General features: G+C 71.6%; 19 protein-coding genes. 14 read left to right on the forward strand and 5 right to left on the reverse strand.

All coding sequences use genetic code 11. The features are described from left to right. Positions 1 to 2: 2 nt before the first annotated feature. Entirely contained in the window at positions 3 to 251 is a 249-nt protein-coding gene (locus tag ACFULQ_RS02615; protein ID WP_383537090.1) for a hypothetical protein, read from the reverse strand. 889 nt (positions 252 to 1140) lie between these two features. Continuing rightward, on the reverse strand, positions 1141 to 2367 hold the full coding sequence (locus tag ACFULQ_RS02620; protein WP_383537093.1) for an acyl-CoA dehydrogenase family protein: 1227 nt from the start codon (positions 2365 to 2367) through the stop codon (positions 1141 to 1143). Between the two features lie 113 nt (positions 2368 to 2480). Between ACFULQ_RS02620 and fabG the strand changes: the two genes are divergently transcribed. From fabG to ACFULQ_RS02655, 7 genes are all read left to right on the forward strand, one after another. Then, positions 2481 to 3227 (forward strand): 3-oxoacyl-ACP reductase FabG, encoded by a 747-nt coding sequence (fabG, locus tag ACFULQ_RS02625; protein ID WP_383537095.1) that lies wholly within the window; start codon positions 2481 to 2483, stop codon positions 3225 to 3227. Between the two features lie 33 nt (positions 3228 to 3260). Beyond that, the gene (locus tag ACFULQ_RS02630; RefSeq protein WP_383537098.1) at positions 3261 to 4553 is read left to right on the forward strand and encodes an acetyl-CoA C-acetyltransferase; all 1293 of its coding nucleotides are present in this window, start codon (positions 3261 to 3263) and stop codon (positions 4551 to 4553) included. 1 nt (position 4554) lies between these two features. Beyond that, positions 4555 to 5991, forward strand: a complete 1437-nt coding sequence (locus tag ACFULQ_RS02635) for an OB-fold domain-containing protein (protein WP_383537100.1) — start codon at positions 4555 to 4557, stop codon at positions 5989 to 5991. Further along, positions 5991 to 7199, forward strand: coding sequence for an acetyl-CoA acetyltransferase (locus ACFULQ_RS02640; protein WP_383537103.1), 1209 nt, complete (start codon positions 5991 to 5993; stop codon positions 7197 to 7199). Before ACFULQ_RS02635 ends, ACFULQ_RS02640 begins: the two co-directional genes overlap by 1 nt. A 15-nt stretch (positions 7200 to 7214) precedes the next feature. Further along, positions 7215 to 8018: an SDR family NAD(P)-dependent oxidoreductase gene (locus ACFULQ_RS02645; RefSeq protein ID WP_383537105.1), complete on the forward strand. Its 804-nt coding sequence runs from the start codon at positions 7215 to 7217 to the stop codon at positions 8016 to 8018. Positions 8019 to 8122: 104 nt separating this feature from the next. Then, positions 8123 to 9733, forward strand: coding sequence for an APC family permease (locus ACFULQ_RS02650; protein ID WP_383537107.1), 1611 nt, complete (start codon positions 8123 to 8125; stop codon positions 9731 to 9733). Beyond that, positions 9730 to 11730 (forward strand): primary-amine oxidase, encoded by a 2001-nt coding sequence (locus ACFULQ_RS02655; protein ID WP_383537109.1) that lies wholly within the window; start codon positions 9730 to 9732, stop codon positions 11728 to 11730. Before ACFULQ_RS02650 ends, ACFULQ_RS02655 begins: the two co-directional genes overlap by 4 nt. 16 nt (positions 11731 to 11746) lie before the next feature. Here ACFULQ_RS02655 and ACFULQ_RS02660 read toward each other — a convergent pair whose 3' ends face one another. After that, entirely contained in the window at positions 11747 to 14476 is a 2730-nt protein-coding gene (locus ACFULQ_RS02660) for an ATP-binding cassette domain-containing protein (protein ID WP_383537112.1), read from the reverse strand. Positions 14477 to 14605: 129 nt separating this feature from the next. Between ACFULQ_RS02660 and ACFULQ_RS02665 the strand changes: the two genes are divergently transcribed. From ACFULQ_RS02665 to ACFULQ_RS02680, 4 genes are read left to right on the forward strand one after another with little or no spacing between them, the layout of a single operon-like run. Beyond that, the gene (locus tag ACFULQ_RS02665; RefSeq protein ID WP_383537115.1) at positions 14606 to 15850 is read left to right on the forward strand and encodes an ABC transporter substrate-binding protein; all 1245 of its coding nucleotides are present in this window, start codon (positions 14606 to 14608) and stop codon (positions 15848 to 15850) included. Between the two features lie 10 nt (positions 15851 to 15860). Beyond that, positions 15861 to 16586: an ABC transporter ATP-binding protein gene (locus ACFULQ_RS02670; protein WP_383537118.1), complete on the forward strand. Its 726-nt coding sequence runs from the start codon at positions 15861 to 15863 to the stop codon at positions 16584 to 16586. A gap of 10 nt (positions 16587 to 16596) precedes the next feature. After that, positions 16597 to 17937: a hypothetical protein gene (locus ACFULQ_RS02675; protein WP_383537120.1), complete on the forward strand. Its 1341-nt coding sequence runs from the start codon at positions 16597 to 16599 to the stop codon at positions 17935 to 17937. After that, a complete protein-coding gene (locus tag ACFULQ_RS02680) occupies positions 17937 to 19325 on the forward strand; it encodes an acyl-CoA reductase (protein ID WP_383537122.1) in 1389 nt (462 codons plus the stop codon). Before ACFULQ_RS02675 ends, ACFULQ_RS02680 begins: the two co-directional genes overlap by 1 nt. A 355-nt stretch (positions 19326 to 19680) precedes the next feature. Here the strand turns inward: ACFULQ_RS02680 and ACFULQ_RS02685 are convergent, their stop codons facing one another. Together ACFULQ_RS02685 and ACFULQ_RS02690 are read right to left on the reverse strand one after the other, a co-directional pair. Beyond that, positions 19681 to 20367 carry a response regulator gene (locus ACFULQ_RS02685; RefSeq protein WP_383537125.1) on the reverse strand — a complete coding sequence of 229 codons (687 nt, stop codon included), beginning with the start codon at positions 20365 to 20367 and terminating at the stop codon, positions 19681 to 19683. After that, entirely contained in the window at positions 20364 to 21629 is a 1266-nt protein-coding gene (locus ACFULQ_RS02690; protein WP_383537127.1) for a sensor histidine kinase, read from the reverse strand. The genes ACFULQ_RS02685 and ACFULQ_RS02690 overlap by 4 nt, the downstream gene beginning before the upstream one ends. 132 nt (positions 21630 to 21761) lie before the next feature. On the opposite strand from ACFULQ_RS02690, the gene ACFULQ_RS02695 reads away from it, so the two are divergent. The 3 genes from ACFULQ_RS02695 to ACFULQ_RS02705 all read left to right on the forward strand — a co-directional run bounded on the left by ACFULQ_RS02695 (position 21762) and on the right by ACFULQ_RS02705 (position 24377). Next, positions 21762 to 22352: a class I SAM-dependent methyltransferase gene (locus ACFULQ_RS02695; protein ID WP_383537130.1), complete on the forward strand. Its 591-nt coding sequence runs from the start codon at positions 21762 to 21764 to the stop codon at positions 22350 to 22352. Between the two features lie 112 nt (positions 22353 to 22464). Continuing rightward, the gene (locus tag ACFULQ_RS02700; RefSeq protein WP_383537133.1) at positions 22465 to 23118 is read left to right on the forward strand and encodes a response regulator transcription factor; all 654 of its coding nucleotides are present in this window, start codon (positions 22465 to 22467) and stop codon (positions 23116 to 23118) included. Next, positions 23109 to 24377 (forward strand): sensor histidine kinase, encoded by a 1269-nt coding sequence (locus ACFULQ_RS02705; RefSeq protein WP_383537135.1) that lies wholly within the window; start codon positions 23109 to 23111, stop codon positions 24375 to 24377. The genes ACFULQ_RS02700 and ACFULQ_RS02705 overlap by 10 nt, the downstream gene beginning before the upstream one ends. The last annotated feature ends 37 nt before the right edge of the window (positions 24378 to 24414 follow it).

Genomic DNA, 24414 nt, shown 5'->3' on the forward strand with positions numbered 1-24414 from the left:
CCTCAGCCGGCGCCGGCGGGATCGCCGAGCGCGTCCAATGGATCCGCCCACTCGACGACGTCGACCGCGCGGCATCCACGCGACTCGATCACGAGCACGGTCGCTCCGGTGGGCAGGGGATCCTCGGACCAGGCGAGGAAGGTCTCCGAGCCGCCTCTGACCCGCACGAGGATCTCGCCGGGGCCCGCGGAACCGCGGGTTCCGATGAGCAGCTTCCCCGTGCAGCCGATCACGGCCTCGTCCTGCGGCATTACCGGCCGCCCTTCATCGCTTGGCCCCAGAATCCTGACGATAGACCCACGGCGGCCGGGGGCCCAACGGGCATGACGATCCGACCCGCCGGGCTTCGCTTGCGCGGCTTGCGATGCGGCCAAGAGGGGGTCGGTTGTCCCGTTTGTGAGGTGGTCGAGCGGGTGTGGGTGGTCGCGCCTGTGAGGTGGCCGAGCGGGCGCCGCGTCCCCCGCTGCTACCTCGTCCAGCGAGTGCAGGATGTCCCGTCCGCGACCTGGCCCGCCGGGGGTCGGTTGTCCCGCTTGTGAGGTGGTCCAGCGGGTGCCGCGACCTCCGCCGTCACCCTGGCCCAGCGGATGTCGCGAGCCCCGCCGTCACCCTGGCCCAGCGGGTGCCGGATGTCCCGTCTGCGGCCGTGGCATACCGGGTGTCGGTTGTCCTGTCCGTGACCTGGTCCAGTGGGTGCCGCATGCCTGGCCCGCGACCGGGTCCAGCGGGCGCCGCATCCCCCGCTGCGACCAAGCCCAACAGGCGCCGCATCGGGCTTCGCGGTCCCGCCCACGACGGGCTCGATCAGGCTCGGCCTGCCCCCTCCTGTGACGGGCTCGATCAGGCTCCGCCTGCCCCTCCTGCGACGTGCCCGATCGACTCCGCCTGCTCCTCCCGCGACGCGCCCCAGCAGGCCCCGGCAGCCACTCCCGCGACGCGGCCACGAGGCCCGCACGCCCCGCTCACACGCCCCGCCCACAACGCGATCCGCCTGCTACTCCCGTGACGCGCCCCAGCAGGCCCCGGCAGCCACTCCCGCGACGCGGCCCACGAGGCCCGCACGCCCCACTCGCACGCCCCGCCCACAACGCGATCCGCCGCAGCAGTCGGCGCAGCCCTCCCACCGCGTCGCAACCCGTGTCAACCCGCCGCCCCCCTCGGCTCCCGCGGCAACCCCAGCACCTTCTCCGCAAGGATGTTCCGCTGCACCTGGGACGTGCCCGCGTAGATCGTGCCCGAGCGGGCGATGAGGTACGTCGTCGACCAGGACGCCGACGAGTTCGCCGCGCCGGGGTCGTCGGTGCGGTAGGTGCGCAGGGGAGGACGGCCGACCGGCACCTGGCCGTGCAGGCCCATGATGTCCATCGCCAGGTCGGTGACCTTGGTGTGGTACTCGCTCCAGTACAGCTTGGCGATCGACGTCTCGGGACCAGGGTCGGCGCCCTTGAGCCAGCCGGTGAGGATCCGGTAGCCGAGATAGCGCATGATCTCGACCTTGGACCAGCACCAGGCGATGCGCTGCCGGATCACCGGGTCCTGGTCCCTGCCGTACAGCCGCGCCAGCTCGACGAGACGTTCCACCTCCGCCTTGAAGAGGATCGGGTTGGTCGCCGCCTCCTCCCCGCGCTCCACGCCAAGCAGGCTCTGGGCGACCGTCCAACCGTTGTCGACGCCGCCGACCACGAGATCGGCGCGGGTGCGGGCGCCGTTGAAGAAGACCTCGTTGAAGTGCAGCTGCCCGCTCATCATGCGGAAGGGCCGCACCTCGACGCCGGGCTGGTCGAGGGGGACGAGGAGGAAGGAGATGCCGCGGTGCTTGGAGACGTCCGGGTTCGTGCGGGCGAGGACGAAGATCCAGTCGCTGTGATGGGCGCCGGAGGTCCACACCTTCTGGCCGTCGATCACCCATTCCTCGCCGTCACGCACCGCGCGCGTCCGAAGCGAGGCGAGATCCGAGCCCGCGTCCGGCTCCGAGTACCCCTGGCACCAGGTGTCCTCGCCACTGAGGATGCGAGGGAGGAAGTGGGCTTTCTGCTCGTCCGTGCCCCAGCGCAGCAGCGTGTTGGCCAGCATCTTCACGCCGAAGGTGTCCTGCGGCAGCCCGAACGGCACACCGGCCAGCGCCAGTTCCTCCATCAGCACCACCTGGTGGAGCTTGGTCAGGCCCCGGCCGCCGTACTGCTCCGGCCAGGTCAGCGAGAGGTAGCCGCGCTCCGCCAGCAGTCGGCGCCAGTCGCGGGCGAAGGCCCACGCCGCCTCCTCGTCGAGGGCGCCGATCCCGTTCCAGTCCGGCGGCAGCGTCTCGGTGAGGAAGGCCCTGACCTCGGTGCGGAACGCCACGGTCTCGGGGGGATAGCTGATGTCCACCTGCGTACTCTCCTCGTCCGGTCCCGTGCGCACCGCTCGATCGCTGTATTGATTGTTTCAGCATAATAGGTTATCTATTTAACAGGAATAGCGTCGAGCCAGGGCGGGCTGACATGGGACTGCTGGACGGCCGCAGCGCGGTGATCACCGGCGGCGCACAGGGCATCGGCTTCGAGATCGCCGGTGTCCTCGGCGCCGAAGGGGCCCGTGTCGTCCTCGGCGACATCAACGAGGACGCGGCGGCCGAAGCCGCCGAACGCCTCGCCAAGAACGGCGTGGCCGCCACTTCGCTGCGCTGTGACGTCACCGACGAGGACGAGGTCGCCGCCCTCGTCGCCCACTGCGCCGACAGCTTCGGACCGGTCGGCGTGATGGTCAACAACGCCGGCATCACCCGGGACGCGACCCTGCGCAAGATGGCTCTCGCCGACTTCCGCGCCGTCGTCGACGTGCATCTGACCGGTGCCTGGAACGGCACCCGGTACGCCGCCGAGGCGATGCGCGCGCACGGACACGGCGGCAGCATCGTCAACATCTCCTCCATCGCCGGCAAGGTCGGCAACTTCGGCCAGACCAACTACAGCGCCGCGAAGGCCGGTCTCGTCGGCCTGACCAAGGCCTCCGCCAAGGAGCTCGCGAAGGCGGGCATCCGCGTCAACGCCGTACAGCCCGGCCTGATCCGCACCGCCATGACCGAGGCGATGCCCCCCGCCGCCTGGGACGCGAAGCTCGCCGAGATCCCCCTCGGCCGCGCGGGCGAACCCGCCGAGGTCGCCCAGGTCGTTCTCTTCCTCGCCTCCGACATGGCGAGTTACATCACCGGATCCGTGGTCGAGGTGACCGGGGGCCGGTACATGTGAGCCCGCTGAACCCGCTGATGAAAGGCATGACCGATGCGTGACGCGGTGATCTGCGAACCGATACGGACTCCGGTCGGGGGCTACGGAGGCGTGTTCCGGGACATCACCGCGGCCGAACTGGCCGCCACCGTCGTACGGGCCGTCCTGGACCGGACCGGGATCCCGCCGACGGCAGTCGACGACGTACTCCTCGGCCAGTGCTACCCCAACGGCGAAGCCCCCGCCATCGGCCGCGTGGCCGCCCTGGACGCCGGACTGCCCGTCGAGGTCCCCGGACTCCAGATCGACCGCCGCTGCGGCTCCGGGCTCCAGGCGATCATCACGGCCGCGATGCAGGTGCAGACCGGCGCGAGCGACCTCGTGCTGGCCGGGGGCGTCGAGTCCATGAGCCAGGCCGAGTTCTACACGACCGGTGTGCGCTGGGGCGTGCGCGGTGCCGGCACCACCCTGCACGACCGGCTGGCGCGCGGCCGCGTCACGTCCGGAGGGGTCAACCACCCCGTCCCTGGAGGCATGTTGGAGACCGCCGAGAACCTTCGGCGCGAGTACGCCATCCCCCGCGAGGAACAGGACCAACTCGCCCTGCGCTCCCACGAGAAGGCCGTCGCGGCCCAGCGGGAAGGCCGGTTCACCGACGAGATCGTGCCCGTCACCGTACGCGGCCGCAAGGGTGACACGGTCGTCGACACCGACGAACACCCGCGCCCCGACTCGTCGTTGGAGAAGCTGGCGAAACTGCGCCCGGTGCTTGGCCGCCAGGACCCGGAGGCGACCGTCACGGCCGGCAACGCCAGCGGCCAGAACGACGGCGCCGCGCTGTGTGTTGTCACCCACCCCGAACGCGCCGCCGAACTCGGACTGCGTCCGCTGGGCCGCCTGGTCTCCTGGGCCGTCGTCGGCGTACCACCCGAGACGATGGGCATCGGCCCGGTACCCGCCACCGCCCGGGCTCTGGAGCGGGCCGGACTGAAGCTCGCCGACATCGACCTGATCGAACTCAACGAGGCCTTCGCCGCCCAGGTACTGGCCTGCACCCGTGAATGGGGCCTGACCGAGACCGACTTCGAGCGGTTCAACGTCAACGGCTCCGGCATCTCGCTGGGCCACCCCGTCGGCGCCACCGGCGGCCGCATCCTCGCCACCCTGCTGCGCGAACTCGACCGCCGCCAGGCCCGCTACGGCCTGGAGACCATGTGCCTGGGCGGGGGCCAGGGCCTGGCCGCGGTCTTCGAACGGCCGCCCCACACAACCCCCTCCGAACGGCCGCCCCACGCAACCCCCTCCGAACGGCCGACCCCCGCAACCCACCCTCATGGAGGACGCTGACATGGCCGGACTGATCGCGTACAGCGCCTACGTGCCGTACCACCGCCTCGCGAGGGCGGATGTGGCGGCCGCCCTGGGCGGCAGGGGAGGCAAGGGAACCCGCGCGGTCGCGGGCTACGACGAGGACACCACGTCCATGGCCGTCGAGGCGGCCCGCGGCGCCCTGGCCCGCGACGGCCTGCGTGCCCGCGTCAGCCAGCTCTTCCTCGCCACCGCCGCACCCGCCTACCTCGACAAGACCAACGCGGCCGCCGTGCACGCCGCACTCGGCCTCGACCCGCACGTGCTCGCCGCCGACATGGCCGGCTCCGTGCGCTCCGGCCTCGGCGCCCTGGTCACCGCCGCCCGCTCCCCGGTGCCGACCCTGACGGTCCTGTCCGACCTGCGCACCGGTCTGCCCGGCGGCACCGACGAGGTCGCGGGCGGCGACGGCGCGGCGGCGTTCGTCTTCGGCGGACACCGCAACGGGGCCCCCGTCATCGCCGAGCTGCTCGCCCACGACACGGTCAGCGACGAACTCCTCGACCGCTGGCGGCTGCCCGGCGCGCCCGTCTCCCGGGTCTGGGAGGAGCGCTTCGCCGAGGAGATCTACGTGTCCCTCGCGGACAAAGCGCTCACCGCGGCCCTCGACCACGCGGCGCTCGACATCGGCTCGATCGACCACTTCGTGGTCGCCGGCCTGCACACGCGCGCGTGCGCGTCGGTCCGGCGCACCGCCGGTGTCCGCCCCGAGGCGGTGACCCCGGACCTCACCGGGGCGATCGGCAACGCGGGCACCGCGCAGCCAGGACTGCTCCTCGCCGACGTCCTGGACCGGGCCCGGCCCGGCGAGACCATCGCCCTCGTCGTGCTCGGCGACGGCGCGGGAGTCCTCCTGCTGCGCGCCACGGACGCGCTCCCGGCCCACCGCGCGGCCCGCCCGGTCGCCGCCCAGATCGCCGAGGGCAGCGCCCCGATGCCGTACGCCACCTATCTGTCCTGGCGCGGCCTCCTCGACCGTGAACCGCCCCGCCGGCCGGACCCCGAGCCGCCGTACGCGCCTCCCGCCCACCGCCGTACCGGGTGGAAGTACGGCTTCGTGGCCTCCCGTTGCGAGAAGTGCGCCACCCGGCATCTGCCACCGGACCGGGTGTGCACCTCGTGCCGGAGCGTCGACGCCATGACCGACGAGCCGATGGCGGACGTGCGCGGCACGGTTGCCACGTTCACCGTCGACCGCCTGGCGGCCACACCGAGTCCGCCGATGCTCGTCGTGGTCGTCGACTACGACGGCGGCGGCCGGTTCCGCTGCCAGCTGACCGACGCCACCGAGGCCGACGCCGCCATCGGGGCCCGGGTCGAGATGACGTTCCGGCGCACGGTCACGGCGTCCGGAGTCCACAACTACTTCTGGAAGGCCCGGCCGGTGCGCACGGGCGAGACCGAGGGGACACACTGATGGGCTCGCACGGAATCAGGGACCGGGTCGCGATCGTCGGCATGGGCTGCACGCCCTTCGGCGAGCACTGGACCCGCTCGGCGGACGACCTGCTGATCGACGCCGTCGGCGAGGCCGTCACATCGGCCGGCATCACCCTCGACGACATCGACGCCTTCTGGTTCGGCACCCAGGCCTCCGGCGTGTCCGGGCTGACCCTGAGCCGGGCGCTCCACCTGCCCCACAAGCCGGTCACCCGCGTCGAGAACATGTGCGCGACCGGCTCCGAGGCCCTGCGCAACGCCTGCTACGCCGTCGCCTCGGGGGCGTACGACGTGGCGATGGCCGTGGGCGTGGAGAAGCTCAAGGACTCGGGCATGTCCGGCCTGTCCGGTACGGCCATTCCGGGCGCGGGCGACGACAGCCGCGGGGAGATCACCGCCCCGGCCAACTTCTCCCTCCTGGCCCCCGCCTACGCCGCCAAGTACGGCCTGGCGGAGGAGGAGATGAAGGACGTCATCACCCGCATCGCCTGGAAGAACCACGTCAACGGCGCCCGCAACCCGCGCGCACAGTTCCGCAAGGAGGTGCCGCTGGAGCGCATCCGGTCGGCCCCCATCGTCGCGGGCATGCTCGGCGTGTTCGACTGCTCGGGCGTCTCGGACGGCTCCGCGGCGGCGATCGTCGTACGCGCCGAGGACGCCTACCAGTACACCGACAAGCCGATCTTCGTGAAGGCGCTGTCCTTCGTCGCCGGTCCGGCGGACGGACTCCTCGACCCGGAGTACGACTTCACCACCTTCCCCGAGGTCGCCGCCTCCGCACAGGAGGCCTACCGGCAGGCGGGCATCACCGACCCGCGCACCGAACTCGCCCTCGCCGAGGTCCACGACTGCTTCACGCCCACGGAGTTGGTGCTGATGGAGGACCTGGGCTTCTCCGCGCGCGGTGAGGGCTGGAAGGACGTCACCAGCGGGGCGTTCGACCTGGACGGCTCGCTGCCGGTCAACCCGGACGGCGGCCTGAAGGCCTTCGGCCACCCCATCGGCGCCTCAGGACTGCGCATGATGTTCGAGGCCTGGCTCCAGCTGCGCGGCGAGGCACCGGCCGAGCGGACGGTGAAGTCCGTGGCCGAAGGACGCTCGCTCGCCCTGACCCACAACCTCGGCGGCGGACCCGGCGAGTGCGTGTCGTTCGTGTCGGTCGTCGGCAGCCAACTCACCGAGTAGAACGGGCGGTTCGGGATGACCCGACTCCAGCGACTCCAGGACAAGATCGCCGTAGTCACCGGGGCCGCGTCCGGCATCGGCGCGGCCACCGCCGGCCGCCTGGCGGCCGAGGGCGCCCACACGGTGGTCGCCGACCTGAACCTCGACGGCGCCAAGGCGGTGACGGAGGAGATCCGCGCCGCCGGCGGCTCCGCGACGGCCGTCCCGGTCGACCTCGGCGACATCGAGAGCGTACGGGCCATGGTGGCCGCCGCGGTCGAGACGTACGGCGGCCTCGACGTCCTGCACAACAACGCGGCGGCCACCCACCTGGCCGCCCGTCAGGACCTCGCCGTCGTCGAGGCCGACCCGACCGTCTGGGACGACACGATGCGCATCAACCTCCGCGGGACCATGGTCGCCGTCCAGTCCGCCGTCCCGCACATGATCGCCCGCGGCGGCGGCTCCATCATCAACACCTCGTCCGGGGCCGGGCTCTCGGGCGACCTGCGCAACCCGGCGTACGGCGCCTCGAAGGCCGCGCTCATCAACCTCACGCAGTACGTGGCCACCCAGTACGGCAAGCAGGGCGTGCGCTGCAATGCCATCGCGCCCGGCTTCATCGTCACGCCGGCCAGCTCCGGTTCGGCGCACGGGGCGATCCGGGAGGCGATGCTCCGGCATCACCTCACGCCACGCCTCGGACGCCCGGAGGACGTCGCGTCGGCCGTCGTCTTCCTCGCCTCCGACGAGTCGGCGTTCATCACCGGGCACACCCTGCGCGTGGACGGCGGGTTGCTGTCCCATCAGCCGTACGTGGCGGACCTGCGCGCCGAGTGAGGACGACCTGGCCGAATTTCTTCCCTCGCGGGGCGGGGCGACGTTTTTACCGGGTGGCAATTGCAGAGAAATGAACCTTTCCTGCGGTCCGGGCACTAGGTGTGATGGTTCCGCTTCTGATCCCCCGCGAGGCAGCCGTGACCGATGTGCCCGTCTCCACCAGCCCGCTCGTCGAGCCCCGAATCAGCTCCCGACCCCAGCACGGCCGTCTGGACTCCGCCGCCCTCGGCCTGCCCTCGGTGCTGTTCTGCATCGTGACCGGCGCGGCACCGATGACCGCCATGCTGTTCAACGTCCCCGTGGCCGTGATGGGCGGAGGCTACGCGGCGCCCGCCGCGTTCCTGCTGGCCACCGTGGCCCTGACGGTCTTCTCCGTCGGCTACATCGCGATGAGCCGCCGGGTGACGTCCGCCGGCGGTTTCTACACGTTCATCAGCCGCGGTCTCGGCCGGATCACGGGTGTGGGCTCCGGCGTGCTCATCGCTCTGTGCTATATCATCTTCTCCACCGCCGTCATCGGCGTGATGGGCTACTTCGCCGCCACCAGCGTGGAGGAGTGGACCGGAGTGTCCGTCCCGGTGGCGGTCTACATGTTCGGCGCGCTGGCGGTGATGAGCCTGCTCGCCTGGTTCCACATCGAGCTGACCGCCAAGGTCCTCGGGGTCCTGCTCGTGTCCGAGGTGCTGGTCCTGCTGGTGCTGGGCGTCGGCGTCCTGATCGACGGCGGGGCCCACGGCCTCTCGGCGGCCCCCCTCAACCCCGGCGAGATGTTCGGCAACGACGACGCGACCAAGGTCTTCGGCTCGGCGGCCGCCGGCGTGGCGCTCTTCGCCGCCTTCTGGTCCTGGGTCGGCTTCGAGATGGCCCCCAACTACGCGGAGGAGTCCCGCGACCCGCACAAGATCGCGTCACGCGCGACCTACGGCTCGGTGATCGGCCTCGGCGTGTTCTACATGTTCGTGTCCTACATCTACGTCACCGGATGGGGCCTGCCGGAGTCCGTGCAGGCCGTGAAGGACCAGTTCGCGGGCAAGTTCGCCTCGGCCTTCTATCCGCTCTCCGACCGGTACGTCGGCTCTCCGCTCACCACGGCCATGGAAGTGCTCGCGATCACCAGTTCCTTCGCCTGCGCCATGGCCTTCTACAACACCGGCGCGCGCTATCTGTTCTCGCTCGGCCGGGAAGGCGTCCTGCCGTCCGCCCTGGCCCGCACCTCGCGCCGGCACAGCCCGATCGTCGCGGCGATGACCGTGAGCGCCACGGTGGGCCTGTACATGCTGGCCTTCGTGATCTACGACTCCAGCGCCGAGGGCGCCCTGCTGAAGCTCGGGACCTGGTCCCCGCTGCTCGGCGTGCTGGGCATCCTGGGTGTGCAGGCCCTGGCCTCGGCGGCGATCATCCGCTACTTCCTCACCACCGCACGCGACGGCTTCCACTGGTTCACCACGCTCGTCGCCCCCGTCCTCGGCGGCGCGGCGATGGTCGGCGCCTGCTATCTGCTGATCGACAACCGGACCGTGCTGGCGGGCGCCGAGGACGTCCCGTTCATCACGTACCTGCCGTGGGCCGTGCTCGCCATGTTCCTGGCCGGTGTCGTCATCGCCGTCGTACTGCGCTCGCGCAGCCCCGAGAAGTACGCGGCACTCGGACACTTCACGCTCGCCGATCCCGACGCGGAGGACGCCGCGGGCGAGCCGACGGTGGCCGTCTCATGACCACGACCACCGCCACCGGTGATCATGCCGAGGCCACGGGCCCCGTACCTCCCGCGCATCCCCTCGAACCGCTGTCGGCCCCGGAGATCGCGGCGGCCGCCGGACTGCTCCGCGAGGCCAGAGGCCTCACCGAGACCGCGCGCTTCGTCTTCGTGACGCTGCACGAGCCGCCCAAGGCGGACGTCCTCGCCTGGCAGCCCGGCGACTCCCCGCTGCCGCGTACGGCGTTCGTCCTGCTCTACGAGCGCGGGGAGCGGCGCACCTACGAGGCGGTGGTCTCTCTCTCCGCTCGCGAGGTGGTGTCCTGGCGCCACGTCGAGGGCGTCCAACCACCGATCATGGACGAGGAGTTCAACGCCTGCGAGGACATCGTGCGCGCCGATCCCCGGTGGCAGAAGGCGATGCGCCGCCGCGGCGTCGAGGACTTCTCCCTGACGATGGTCGACCCCTGGGCGGCGAGCTGGACCGGGCCCCAGGACGCCCCGACGGCCCGCCGCATCGCCCGCCCGCTCACCTGGGTCCGCTCCGCGCCCGGCGAGCACGGCTACGCGCGCCCCGTCGAGGGCCTGGTGGTGGTCGTGGACCTGGACGAGCGCAAGGTCGTCGAGGTCGAGGACCACGGCGTCGTACCGTTCCCGCCCCGGCCCGGCAACTACGAGCCGGAGTTCCAGTTCGCCCCGGACAATGTCCCCGCCTTCCCGGCGTACCGCGACGACGTGCGGCCCATCGAGATCACCCAGCCGCAGGGCCCGAGTTTCTCGGTGGACGGCCACGAGGTGCGCTGGCAGAAGTGGCGGCTGCGGATCGGCTTCACGCCCCGCGAGGGCCTGGTACTGCACCAGGTCGGCTACGACGACCGGGGCACGCTCCGCCCGGTGCTCTACCGCGCCTCGCTGTCGGAGATGTACGTCCCCTACGGCGACCCGGCGCCGACCCACCGCTTCAAGAACGTCTTCGACCAGGGCGAGTACGGCGTCGGATGGCTCGCCAACTCCCTCACCCTGGGCTGCGACTGCGTCGGGCACATCCAGTACTTCGACGCCGTGGTGAACGACCAGGACGGCGCCCCGGTCACCATCCCCAACGCCGTCTGCATGCACGAGGAGGACGCCGGAATCGCCTGGAAGCACACCGACTTCCGCACCGGCGCCGTACAGGTGCGGCGTCGGCGCCGGCTGGTCATCTCCATGATCGCCACGGTCGGCAACTACGAGTACGGCTACTTCTGGTACCTCTACAACGACGGCACCATCGAGTACGAGGTCAAGCTCACCGGCGTCATCTCCACCGGCGCGCTGCCCCCCGGCGTCAAGCCCCGGCACGGCACGCTCGTGGCGCCCGGCCTGTACGGGCCGCACCACCAGCACTTCTTCTGCGTGCGGCTCGACATGAGCGTCGACGGCCCGGCGAACACCGTGGTCGAGGTCGACTCGGTGGCCAGCCCGCCCGGACCTCAGAATCCGCACAACAACGCCTGGGAGACCCGGCGGACCGTCCTGGCGCACGAGTCGGTGGCCCAGCGGCGGATCGACCCGCTGACGGCGCGGTACTGGAGGATCGAGAATCCGCAGAAGCTCTCCGGGCTCGGCGAGCCGGTGGGGTACACGCTGATGCCGGGAGGCAACACCGTCCCGATGTACCCGCCCGAGGCGCTGTTCGCCCCGCGCGCCGGATTCACCGCGAGCCACCTGTGGGTGACCGCCTACGATCCCCTCGAGCGCTACGCCGCCGGTGACTACCCCAATCAGCACCCGGGCGGGGACGGTCTGCCCGCCTACGCCGCCGCCGACCGTCCGCTGGAGGACACCGACGTGGTGGTCTGGTACACCTTCGGCGCCCACCACGTCGTCCGCCCGGAGGACTGGCCCGTGATGCCGGTCAGCACCATCGGCTTCATGCTCAAGCCGAGCGGCTTCTTCGACGGCAATCCGGCCCTCGACCTGCCGCCGAGCCAGAGCGCGCACTGCCACCCCGACGACCCGGCGGCCTGCCACTGACGGCGACCGCTGCGCGTCAGGCGCTCACGGTGTCCTCGTCCGCGGCTTCGTCCGCCGCTTCGTCCGGCGTCAGGTCGCCCAGGTAGGCCGCCCGGACCGCCGGATCGCGCCGGACCTCCTCGGGGGTGCCGGCGCAGATCCGGCGTCCGAAGTCCAGGACCACGACCTGGTCGCAGACGCTCATCACCATGTCGACGTCGTGCTCGACGAGCAGCACCCCCATGCCCCAGTCCTCGGCGAGCCGCCGTACCAGATGGGCCAGTTCCCGGGTCTCGTCGTCGGAGAGGCCCGCCGCCGGTTCGTCGAGGAGCAGCACGGACGGCGAGGCCGCCACCGCGCGGGCGATGGCCAGCAGCCGGCGCTCGCCGTACGAGAGGTCGTCCACCGGCCGGTCCAGACTGTCCTGGAGTCCGAACTCCCGTACCGCGACGAGGACATGGGCGGGCAGCGGGCGGCTGCCGGGACGGATCAGGTCCGTGAGGTACGCCCAGCGGCCGGGCCGGTCGCAGGCCGCGTACAGGTTGTCCAGGACCGTCATGTCCTCGAACAGCTCCAGGGACTGGAAGGACCGGCTCAGACCGGCGGCGGCCCGGCGATGGACCGGCAGCCGGGTCGCGTCCCGGTCGCCGAGGCGCACACTGCCGGACGCGGTCCGGGTGAAGCCGGTGACCGCGTCGATGGCGGAGGTCTTGCCGGCACCGTTGGGACCGATGAGCCCCACGACCTGGCCCGGTCCGACGTCCAGGGAGAGCCCGTCGACGGCGACGACACCGCCGTAGCGGACGGTGAGGTCCCGTATCTGGAGGGGGAGCGGGGCGGCAGGGGTCACGGTCACGGCGGCGGGCGGCTCGTCCTTCGGGACGGTCGCCGGGCGCTTCGGGGTCGGCTTGCGCAGGCTCCCCGGCACCCGTGTGCCGAGCCCCTTGCCGATGCCGTCCTGGTTGCCCACGAGCGTCAGCACCAGGATGATCCCGCCGATCAGCGGCATCCACGCGCTGAGCCCGGGCAGTACGAGGTCCGCGAACCGGGCACCCACCGTGCCCGCGGCGAAGGTCGCGCCGAACAGCGGGCCGACGAGGAAGCCCACTCCGCCGATGACCGCGAGGCCTAGCGCGGTGATGGAGTCGAAGCTCGCGAAGTCGGACAGGACGACCGAGGTCGAGCGGAAGCCGGTGAGCACTCCGGCGAGCGCGGCGATGGCCGCGGACAGGCCGAAGGCGTAGAGCTTGGCGGCGCGGACGTCGATGCCGAGGGCGGCGGCGGCCCGCTCGTTCGCCCTTACGGCGATCAGCCGGCGGCCGGTCCGGCTGCGCCGCACGTTGGCGACCACGAGGGTGGCGGCGACGAAGAGCACGAGCACCAGGGCGGCGTACCGCTGCGGATGGTCGACGCCGGAGATGCTGATCCCGAAGAGGGTCTGCTTGCCGACCGCGATGCCGTCGCTGCCCGGGGTCGTCGACAGATCGGTGTTCTGGAAGACCATCGCCTCCAGGGTGGTGCCGAGGCCGAGGGTGATGATCGCGAGATTGACGCCGCGGGTGCGCACGGCGGGGAGCGCGAACAGCAGGCCGATCGGCACGGTCCCCAACACCCCGGCCAACAGAGCGAGTTCGAACGGCCAACCCCAGTCGGCCGCCGCGTGTCCGGCGAGGAAGGCGCCGGTCCCGGCCAGGGCGTAGGCCGCGAGGGAGACCTGTCCCGCGTATCCGGTGACCACGACGATCGACAGGATGATCAGCGACAGCACCAGGGTGGTGGTGATCGCGTCGGCCCACAGCGGTGTCGCGAGGCTGACCAGCGTCAGTCCGGCCACGACGGCGAGCGCCAGCGGCAGGGGGCGGATCCTGCCGGTGCCCAGAGCGGGCAGCCGGTCCAGGAGCGTGCCGCGCAGCGGCAGCGCCCGGCCGCGCGCGACCAGGACCAGCGCGATGAAGAGGAAGGGGACCGAGGCGGCGAGCCCGGTGACGTCGGACCCGAAGCGGGTCAGTTCGGACTGCACGACGCCGATGACCAGTCCACCGGCGAGCGTGACGGGGAACGAGGAGAACCTGCCGACCAGGGCGGCGGCCAGGGCGCTCAGCAGGAGGGTGGTCAGCCCGGTCACGGACAGGCCGATGACCGGCACGATCAGGATGCCCGTCAGCCCGGCGAGCGCCGAGCCCAGCGCCCAGTTGCCGGTGGCGATCAGGTCCGGGGACCAGCCGAGCGAGGCGGCCGCGCCCTCGTTCTCCGCGACCGCGCTGGTGCCCAGGCCGAACAGGGTGCGCTTGTAGAGGAGGTGCAGGAGCACGGTCCCGACGACCGCGATGCCGATCAGCCAGATGCGGTCCTCGGAGACCGTCGCCCCGGCGATCGTCAGCAGCTTGGTGGGCAGCTTGCCCGGCACCAGCTCCAGGCTGTCGCCGTAGCGCTTGAGGGCGATCGCGGTGAGCACGATGAAGACCGCCAGGGTGCCGACCAGACGGGCCAGTGAGGACGCTCTGCGCAGCGGGCGGAGCACCAGCAGGTGGGTGAGCACGCCCAGGACCGCGGAGGTGAGGACGCCGCAGGCGGTGGCGGGCCAGTAGGGCAGGTCGTGCTGGTTGGCGAGCTCCCACTGGACGTAGGCCCCCGCCATGCCGATCGCGCCGTGCGCGAAGTTCAGGACCCCGGAGCCCCGGTAGACCAGCACGATGCCGTGCGCGGTGAGCGCGTAGAGGGCGCCGAGACCGAGGCCGAGCAGGGCGAAACGCAGGACGTCGTCCATCGAGGAACCTCCCGAGGGCAGGAGCAAGACAGCACATTCATTTAAATAATTGTGCCGAGAGTACTTCACTAACCACAAAACGCACCCCATGCTGTTCGGCATCTCGACGACGAGCACAGCGGAGGAACCATGAACCACTCACGCCGACGCAGAACCGCCGCAGCGGGCGCCCTCGCGATGACCGGAGCCCTGCTCGCCGCCGGCTGCGGGGGAGAGGCGTCCGGCAGTTCGAAGGAGGAGACCTCGACCCTGAAGGGCACACCGGTCAAGGTGATGGTCTGGGCGCCGGAGGAGACCCAGGGCAGCGCCCAGCCCGGAGTGCGGCTCACCGCCCAGGCCTACGAGAAGTGGATCAACGCCAATGGCGGGATCAAGGGCGCCCCGCTGAAGGTCCTCACCTGCAACGAGAAGAACAACCCCGACGAGGCCGAGAAGTGCGCCCAGCAGGCGGTCGCCGAGAAGGTGGTCGCGGTGGTGGGCTCCTACAGCCTCGCCGGTGACCGCTACATGCCCATCCTCCAGAAGGCCGGCATCCCGTACATCGGCGGCACCGGCGTCTCGGCGGCCGAGTTCTCCAACCCGCTGTCGTTCCCGGTCAACGGCGGCACCCCGGTGGTGTTCGCGGCCCACGGGCGGCAACTGGTGCAGAACGGCTGCAAGAAGATCTCCGGCGTCCGCTACGACGTGGCCGCCGCCGCGGTCGTCTCGCAGTTCCTCACCGTCGGCGCGGTCTCCGCCGGAGCGCCGGCGCCCAAGGACATCAAGGTGCCGCTCACCGCCACCGACCTCGCCCCCCAGGTCGCCGCCGCCACCAAGGGAAGCGACTGCGTCAGCGTCATCATGGGCACCGCCTCCGGCCTGTTCGTGAAGTCGTACGTGCAGTCCGGCGCCAAGACCAAGCTCGGCAGCGTCGTCGGCAACCTCACCCCGCAGCTCGCCGAGAGCACCGGCGGAGCCGGCGGCCCGCTGGAGGGCGCCGCGATCACCGGCTACTTCCCGCCGCCCTCCGACGCCGCCTGGAAGGACTTCGTCGCCGCCACCAAGGGCGACAAGGACGTCGACACCAGCAACGGCGCCAACGAGACGACCTGGGTGGCCTTCAAGGTCTTCACCGAGGCCGCCAAGAAGCTCCCGACGATCAACTCGAAGGCCCTCGTGCAGGAGCTCGACACCAGCACCGGCATCAGCACCGGCGGACTGACCCCGCCGCTGAGCTGGACGGCGGCCACGGCCCTGCCGATCAAGGGCCTCAACCGCATCCACAACACCACCGCGACCGAACTGACCATCCGCGACGGGAAGATCGAGTGGGCCAAGCCCGGATCCACCTTCGTCGACGTCCGCAAGATCCTGACGGCCCTGCCGTCCAGCTGAGGAGCAGGCCGTGCCGGACACCGACGCACCCCTGATCGAAGCCCGCTCCCTGTCCGCCGGATACGGCAGCCAACCCGTCGTACGCGACCTCGACCTGGAGGTCCGCCCCGGCGAGGTCGTCGCCCTGCTCGGCCCCAACGGCGCCGGCAAGACCACCACCCTGCGGGCGCTCTCCGGCAGCCTCGCCCCGATGGACGGCGAGGTGCGCTGGCTGGGCGCACCCGGCCGGACACCGCTGCACCGCCGGGCCCGCCAGGGCCTGGCGTACGTCGGTGAGCGGGCGGTCTTCACCCGGCTCGACACCGCGGACAACCTGCGGGTCGGCCGGGTGAGGTCCCAGCAGGCGCTGGAACTCTTCCCCGAGCTCGAGAAGCGCCTCAGAACCGGCGCCGGCATGCTGTCGGGCGGCGAGCAGCAGATGCTGTCGCTGGCCCGCGCCCTGTGCCGCGCACCGAAGCTGCTCCTCGCGGACGAACTCTCCCTCGGCCTCGCCCCGTTGGTGGTCGACCGTCTCCTGCGCGCGGTGCGCGAGGCGGCCGACCTCGGCCTCGGCGCACTGCTGGTCGAACAGCACGTGCGCAAGGTCCTGGACATCGCCGACCGCGTGTATGTCCTGCACCGCGGCCGCGTCACCATGACCGGCACCCCGAAGGAACTGCGCGGCAACCTCGACGCGATCGAGTCGTCGTACCTCGCGCAGGCCACAGCGGAAAAGACCACGTACGCAACCGATTGAGGTGAACGCTGTGCCAGGCGCACGCGAGCAGATCCGATCCCTCGTCCATTCCGGCGACACCTTCGACCAACCGGCCCCCGAACTCAGGGAGTTGCAGCTGGAGGCCGCCCGCGAGACCTTCACCGCCCACCGCGAGCGGGTCCCGCTGCTGCGCACCCGGGCGGCGGAGACCGGCGTCGACGAGATCACCGGCCTCGACGACCTGGTGCCACTGCTCTTCTCGCACACCAGCTACAAGTCCTACCCCGTCTCCCTCATCACCGCGGGCCGCTGGGACCGGCTCCTGCGCTGGTACACCACCGTCTCCACGGTCGAACCCGGCGACGTCGACATGGACGGCGTCCGTGACATCGACGAGTGGACCGACCGCATCACCGCCGCCGGCCACCGCCCGTACATCACCAGCGGCACCTCCGGGAAGGTCTCCTTCCTCAACTGCGCCGCCGGCGACCTGAGTTTCCTGCACGACATCCTGGAGCACCTCACCTGCTGGCCCGACCCCCTGCCCCCCAAACCCACCCGCCGCGGCTACCTGCTCGCACCCGCGAGCGGCCCGATGCGCTCCATCGACGGCTTCCGCTGGCACGCCGACGTCTTCGCACAACCCGGCGAGACCAGGCTGCTCACCGAGGACGCGATGCGCGTGTCCGACCTGATGAGCAGCGCCCTGCTGCGCCGCCGGATCGCCGAGGGCGCCGCCACCCCGCAGGAGATCAGCTCCTTCGAGACCGCCTCCGAATCCCGCGAGGGCGAACTCGCCGCGGCCATGGCCGAGATCGTCGAGGACATCGCCGCCCACCGCGAGGAACCGCTCCTCATCGCCGGCATGAACAACCAGCAGTTCACCCTCATCCAGGCCCTGCGCGCCCGCGGCGTGGCCGACGGGAGCCTGCACCCGGACACGCTGGTGCTCAGTGGCGGCGGCAACAAGGGCCGCGCCCTGCCCGACGACTACCAGCAGCAACTCGCCGCCTTCTACGCCGGTGTCCGCCGCGTCCGCAGCTACGGCATGACCGAACTCCAGGGCTCCTGCCTCGCCTGCGAGCAGGGCAACTACCACGTGCCGCCCTGGGTGATCCCCTTGGTGCTCGCCGAGCCCGGCGAGAAGCTGGTGGGCTCCGAACAGGGTGTGGTGGAAGGCCGGTTCGCGTTCCTCGACGTCTCCCTGGAGGGTCGCTGGGGCGGCCTGATCAGCGGCGACCGGGTCTTCGTGGACTTCTCGCCGTGCGCCTGCGGCCGCCCGGGACCGGCGGTGCTGCCGGACATCCGACGCTACGGCGACCTCGGCGGCGACGACAAGATCACCTGCGCGGCGACACTCGACTCCTATGTGCGGGGGCTGGTCCACTGATGAGCCGTACGACACTCGACGGCCCCGCGGCCGCCCCCTTGACCGTAGTGCACGTGGTCCGGGGCGAGGTCGACCCGAGCACGCCCGTCGACCTCGGCCGGTTCACCGCACCGGCCCTCGACCTGGACCGCCTCGTGTGGCCGCGATCCGAACCTGGCCCCGCTTTCGATGTGCCCGTGGCGGAGATTGTCGACCTGCTGGTGGAGACCGGTGAGGCCCTCAAGGCGGACCGCGAGGGCCTGCTCGCCGAAGCCCTGGAGCGGATGGCCCCGGTCAGCCCGCTGCCCGGGGAAGTGCTGGAGCGCGCCTACGCCGTGCTGTGGCGCAGCTTCCAACGCCCCGGTCTGTACGCCCAGATAGACCACGAACTCGGCGGTGCGGACGTCCTCGACGGCTGGCGCGAGGTACGCCTGCCCGACGACCGGGTCGCCGCCACCCGCGCGTTCCCGCCCCGCCTGGTGCACATCGTCGCCGGCAACGCACCCGGAGTCGCGGCGATGTCCGTCGTGCGCGGCGCGCTCACCAAGGGCGTCAACCTCCTGAAACTGCCCTCGAACGACCTGTTCACCGCGACCGCGATCCTGCGCACCATGGCCGCGGTCGCCCCCGGGCACCCGGTGGTGCGGTCGTTCTCCGCGGTGTACTGGCGCGGCGGCGACGAGGCGGTGGAGAGCGTGCTGTTCCGCCCGCAATTCTTCGACAAGCTGGTTGCGTGGGGCGGCGAGTCCACCATCCGCAGCGCGCTGAAGTACGTCGGCCCGGGCTTCGAACTCGTCTCCTTCGACCCCAAGACCTCCATCTCGATGATCGGCCGCGAGGCCTTCGCGTCCGAGGAGAGCCTGGCCCGGGCGGCGGACGCGGGCGCCGCCGACGCGACCTTCTTCAACCAGCAGGCCTGCGTGGCCAGCCGCTTCCAGTTCGTCGAGGGCTCCTGGGAAGACGCCGACCGCTATGCCGCCCTGCTGTGCGAATGCCTCGGCGTGGCACGGGAGTTCAGCTCGGCCGGCGGCCCACGGGTCACCGCCGAACTGCGCGAGGAGATCGACGTCCTGCGGTCCATGGAACCCGAGTACCGGGTGTGGGGCGGCTACGACGGCCAGGGCCTGGTCATCCGCTCACCGGAGCCCGTGGACTTCCACCCCGACGGGAAGATCGTGGACGTCGTCCCGGTCGCCGCCCTGTCCGACGCCCTCGCCCATGCCGGGGTCGCCACCCAGACGGTCGGCGTGTACCCCGACACCCGCAAGGCGGAACTCCGCGACGCCCTCGCCTGCGCCGGCGTACAACGCGTGGTCTCCCTGGGCAGAGCGGGCGGCATGCCACCGGGCCTCTCCCATGACGGCTTCTACCCTCTGCAACGGCTCATGCGGTGGGTGAACGACGAGTGACGGCCTTGGCCGCTGCCCGGGTCTCGTCCGTACTACGTGAGCGGCCCCCGAGAGCCTGCGGACCCTTGCGCCGGTCTGTTGGCCTACCAGTCGGGGTCGGAGCCGCGGTCGTGTACGAGCCGCAGGGTCGCCCGGTGGATGGTGGTCTTTCTGCAACGGCCGGGCGGTCAGGCCCCGGTCCGCTATGTGACCCGGCTGGAGGCGGCCAAGGTTCTCCTGGTGACCGGTGACGAGAGCCAGGAGCCCGTCGCAGGGCCGGCCGGCTTCGGCTCCCCGGAGACTATGAGACGGATCTTCCGCCGCAACCTCGGGGGCTCGCCGGGCAGTTGTCGCAGCAGGTTCCGTTCGTCGCTGTTCAGTCCCCGGCCCGTATCAGCCCGCTCTCGTAGGCGAAGATCACCGCGTGGACACGGTCGCGGAGGCCGAGTTTGGTGAGGATGCGGCCCAGGTGGGTCTTGACGGTCGTCTCCCCGACGAAGAGGCGGTCGGCGATCTCGCCGTTGGCCAGCCCACGGGCGACCAGGGCGAGGACTTCTCGTTCCCGGTCGGTGAGTACGGCCAGGCGGCTGCGCTGGGCGGGCGCGGACGCGGGGGAGTGCAGGACGAAGCGTTCGACCAAGCGCCGGGTGAGCGAGGGCGCCACCATCACCTCGCCCCGCAGTACCGCTCGGACGGTCACCAGGATCTCCTCGGCGGGGGCGTCCTTGACGAGGAAGCCGTTCGCGCCGGCGCGCAGGGCGGCGTAGGCGTACTCGTCGAGGTCGAAGGTGGTGACGACGAGGATCCGCGGCCCCTGCGGCTGCGCGCAGAGATGTTCGGTCGCGGCGAGCCCGTCCAGGCCGGGCATGCGGACATCCATCAGGACGAGGTCCGGCTCCAGGGAAGCCACGCCGGCGATCGCCGCGACGCCGTCGGCGGCCTCGCCCACCACGGTGAGGTCGGGCTGGCTGTCGACGACCATGCGCAGCCCCATCCGGATCAGCTCCTGGTCGTCGCAGATCAGCACGCGCGACGGTGACGGGGTGGGGGCCGGGCCGGTCATGGGGTCGCCGCGGTGGGCGTGGCCGCGGTGGGGCGCAGGGTGGCGGTGACCCGGTAGCCGCCTTCGGGTGTGGGTCCGGCGTCGACGCTGCCGCCGTACAGGGCGGTCCGTTCACGCATGCCGGCGAGTCCGTGACCTGTGGACAGCAGTGGGCCGCGGTGCTCCGGGGTGGCTCCCGCCCCCGCTGAGTTCTCCACCCGGAGGCGGACCAGCCGCCCCGGCCCCTCGCTGCCCGTGTCGACCCGTACGTGGATCATGGCGTCGGGCGGTGCGTGCTTGACGACGTTGGTGAGCGCCTCCTGGACGATGCGGTACGTCTGCACGGTGAGATCCGCCGACAGGCCGCCACACTCTCCGTCAAGGTCCAGTCGGGCGCGTCTGCCGCTGGTGTTGAGGCGGGCGACCAGCCGCCGGAGATCGGCCGAGAGGGATTCGCCGGCCTCACCGCCGGCCGACCCGGGTCCGGGGTCGCCGGGCGGGGCGTCCGCGGGGGTGCGCAGCACCTCCAGAAGCCGGCGCAGTTCGTCCAGGGCGTCGCGACCGGTCGCGCTGATGACACCGAGGGTGCGGTCGACGACCGTGGGGTCGGTGTGCCGCATCAGCCTGCCGCCCTCGGCGTTCAGCACCATCACGCTCACGCTGTGGGCGAGGACGTCGTGGATCTCGCGGGCGATGCGCGCCCGCTCCTCGGCGACGGCGACCCGGGCCACGGCGAGGCGTTCCGACTCGGCGAGCGCGGCACGCCGCTCGAACTCCGCGAGGTAGGCACGCCGGGCACGGATGTACTCGCCGAACACCCAGGCCCCGGCCAGCAGAAGCGCCACCGCCAGCGGGGTGAGCCATGCACCACGGGCGCCCGGGCCGCCGTAGTCCCGTTGCCAGTCGGGAATCCACAGCACGACGCAGCCGGCGGCACAGATCATCGTCGCCGTGGCGGCCCGGCGCAGGCCGCGTACCGTGAGGGTGGCCAGGACCGCGGCCAGGGCGACGGCGCCGCGTCCCGGCTCCTGTCCCCACACCTGCCCGAGGTACTGCGCCCAGAACCCGGCCGTCACCAGGGCCGCGACGAGCACCGGCCGACGGCGGCGCCACAGCAGGGGCAGCACGAGGACGGCGTAGACGAGCGTCTGTACCCAGACGGGCCGCCAGCCGGGCTGGGGCCGGATCACCGGGGGCACGGCGACCAGCACGATCAGCAGCAGGTCCGTCAGCCACGGATGTGCGCGCCGCAGGCGGGGCAGGGTCTCGATCAGCCGTTGCACCGCCTCACGCTATGGCCGGGGCCCGCTCCCCGGCATCGTCCTGGCGGGCGTCACGGGGTCCTCCCGCAGTCGTACGGACACCGGCCATGGATACGACTCGCGGCCACTCGGGGCGCTTCGAGCATGGCCGCCATGTCGATCACCACCGAGTTCCTCAGACGGCCCCTCATGACCGGTGCCGTGGCGGCCAGTTCACGGCGGCTGGCGTACGCGATGACCGAGGGCATCGGCCTGGAGCGGGCCTGGACCGTCGCCGAACTCGGCCCGGGGACCGGGGTGTTCACCGACGCGATCCTCGCCCGGCTCGCCCCCGACGCTCGGCTCGTCGCCATCGAGCTCAACCCGGTGCTCGCCGCCCGGCTGTCGGCGACCCGACGCGACCCACGGCTGACCGTGGTCCAGGGCACGGCCGCCGAACTGGTCGCCGAGGTGGGTCATGAGCCGGTCGACGCCGTGGTCTCCGGGCTGCCGTGGACGGTCATGCCGCAGGACCGGCGCGCGCACATCCTGGACGCCGTGACCGAAGTCCTCGCGCCCGGCGGCCGGTTCACCACCTTCGCCTATCTGCACGCAGCCTGGACCCCGCCCGCCCGTGACCTCACCGCCGAACTGGCCCGACGCTTCGACCGGTTGGAACGCTCGAAGCCGGTGTGGGCGAACATCCCGCCCGCTTTCGTGCACCGGGCCACGAAAGGCGGAAAGGACAGGCACCCCTGGTGCTGACGCGCCGCCGGGCATGCTCACCACTGTCCGAGAACGGATCCGTCGCGCCCCGGCGGCACACCCCTGTCCGGGGCGGATGGAGTATCGAGATCCCGCAATCTAGGGTCAGCACGTGGCTTTCATCCTGGTGTGCGAAGACGACGCGGCGGTTCGCGGCATTCTCAGGCGTGCCCTGGAGCATGACGGTCACACCGTTTCCGTCGCCGCCACGGCAGACAGCCTGCTACGGCAGCTCGCACCGGTGCCCCAGCTGGTCGTCCTGGATCTCGGGCTGCCGGACGCCGACGGCCGCGATGTCTGCCTGGCCCTGAGGGCTCGCGGCGTCGACGTGCCGGTGTTGATGCTCACCGCCCTGGACGGTCTGCATCACAAGGTGGGTGGCTTCGAGGCGGGCGCCGATGACTACATGACCAAACCCTTCGACATCCCGGAACTGCTGGTCCGCGTCCGGGCGCTGCTGCGCCGGGCCACCGTGGCGCCCGCATCGCACGAGGTCGTCCTCGATCCGGCGAAGCACATGGTGACCTACGATGCGGTGAGCATGAGCCTGACCCCGACCGAGTTCCGTCTACTGGGCCGCCTGATCGCCTCGCAGGGCGACGCGGTGCGCCGCCACGCCCTCGTCGCCGCCGGCTGGCCGCACGGGGCGCACGTCAGCGACAACACCCTCGACTCCTATGTGCGCCGGCTGCGGACCAAGCTCGGTCCGCTGGGTGTGGCCGGGCGCCTGGCGACCGTCCGCGGCGTGGGCTACCGATGGCAGTGACGGGATTCCGCAGAAGCGTCGTCGCGCTCACCGTCCTGATCGCCACCGCCGTGGTCGCCATCCTGGTCGTCGTCTCGCACGTGCTGCTGAGCAGGGTGACGGACGCCGACGCGCACGATCTGGCCCGTACACGCGCCGAGGCGGTCGCGGCGAACGTCACCGCCAAGGGCGGCCGTGTCGTGCTCACGGAGAACGGCAGTGAGGCGCTGGACGAGGTCGCCTGGGTGTATGCCGACGGCCGTCTGATCGACGGGAACGTACCGGCGAGCGTGGTCAGGCGTGTCGAGGAGCTGGCGGACTCGGGGCGTTCGCAGACCGCGACCGTCGGCGACTCCCTCCTGTACGCGCGGCGGGTCCCGGTCGACGGCCACCAGGTGATGGTGGTCGTCCGGGTGGACCTCACGCCTTATGAGACGTCCGAGCAGCGCAGTCTGACCTTGTCGCTGATCCTGGGCGGCCTCACGATCATCGTCGCCGGCGTGGTCGCGCATCTCGTGGTGCGCCGCGCACTGCGGGTCGTACACGAGATGGCCGCCCTCGCCGACGACTGGGGCCATCACGAACCCGGGCGCCGCTTCAACCTCGGCGTCCCCCGCGACGAGTTCGGGGAACTGGGCCAGACGCTGGACCGCCTCCTGGAGCGCGTCGACAACGCGCTGGCGGACGAACGCCGGCTCACCGACGAGATCGCCCACGAGCTGCGGACACCGCTCACGGTCCTGCGGGGCGAGGCACAACTGGCGCAGCTGTCCGGCGAGCCGGTGCCACCGGAGGCGGTCCTGAGCGAGGTCGACCGCCTCGACGCGGCGATCACGACGATTCTGAGCGCCGCACGCGCCCGCACGGACGAGGGCACCCGGTGCGATCTGCACGATGCGGCCCGTCAGGCGATCGGCAGTCGCGCGGTCGAGGTCGCCATTCCCGAGAGGACCGAGGTGGCTGTGGCACCCGACGTCGCCGTGTCGCTGCTGTCACCCCTGCTGGAGAACGGCCTGCGGCATGCGAGAACGCGCGTGTGGATCACCGCGCGCAACCAGGGTACGGACGTCGTGGTCGACGTCCTGGACGACGGCCCGGGCATCGATCCCGCGGACGTCGAGCGGGTCTTCGAGGCAGGTGTGACCGGCGGCGACGGATACGGGCTGGGGCTGCCGGTGGTCCGGCGCATCGCCGCCTCGGCCGGTGCGGAGGTCCGCGCGATCGCGGACGGCCGCGGTCACGTCGAAGTGACGCTCCCGGCCGTGCGCGCGGTCACGTAGTCAGGTTGCTTGCAGGTTCCCCGCGTGAACCTGACCG

Origin of the sequence: Streptomyces sp. NPDC057253, from assembly GCF_042669125.1 — a bacterium.
GTDB lineage: Bacteria > Actinomycetota > Actinomycetes > Streptomycetales > Streptomycetaceae > Streptomyces.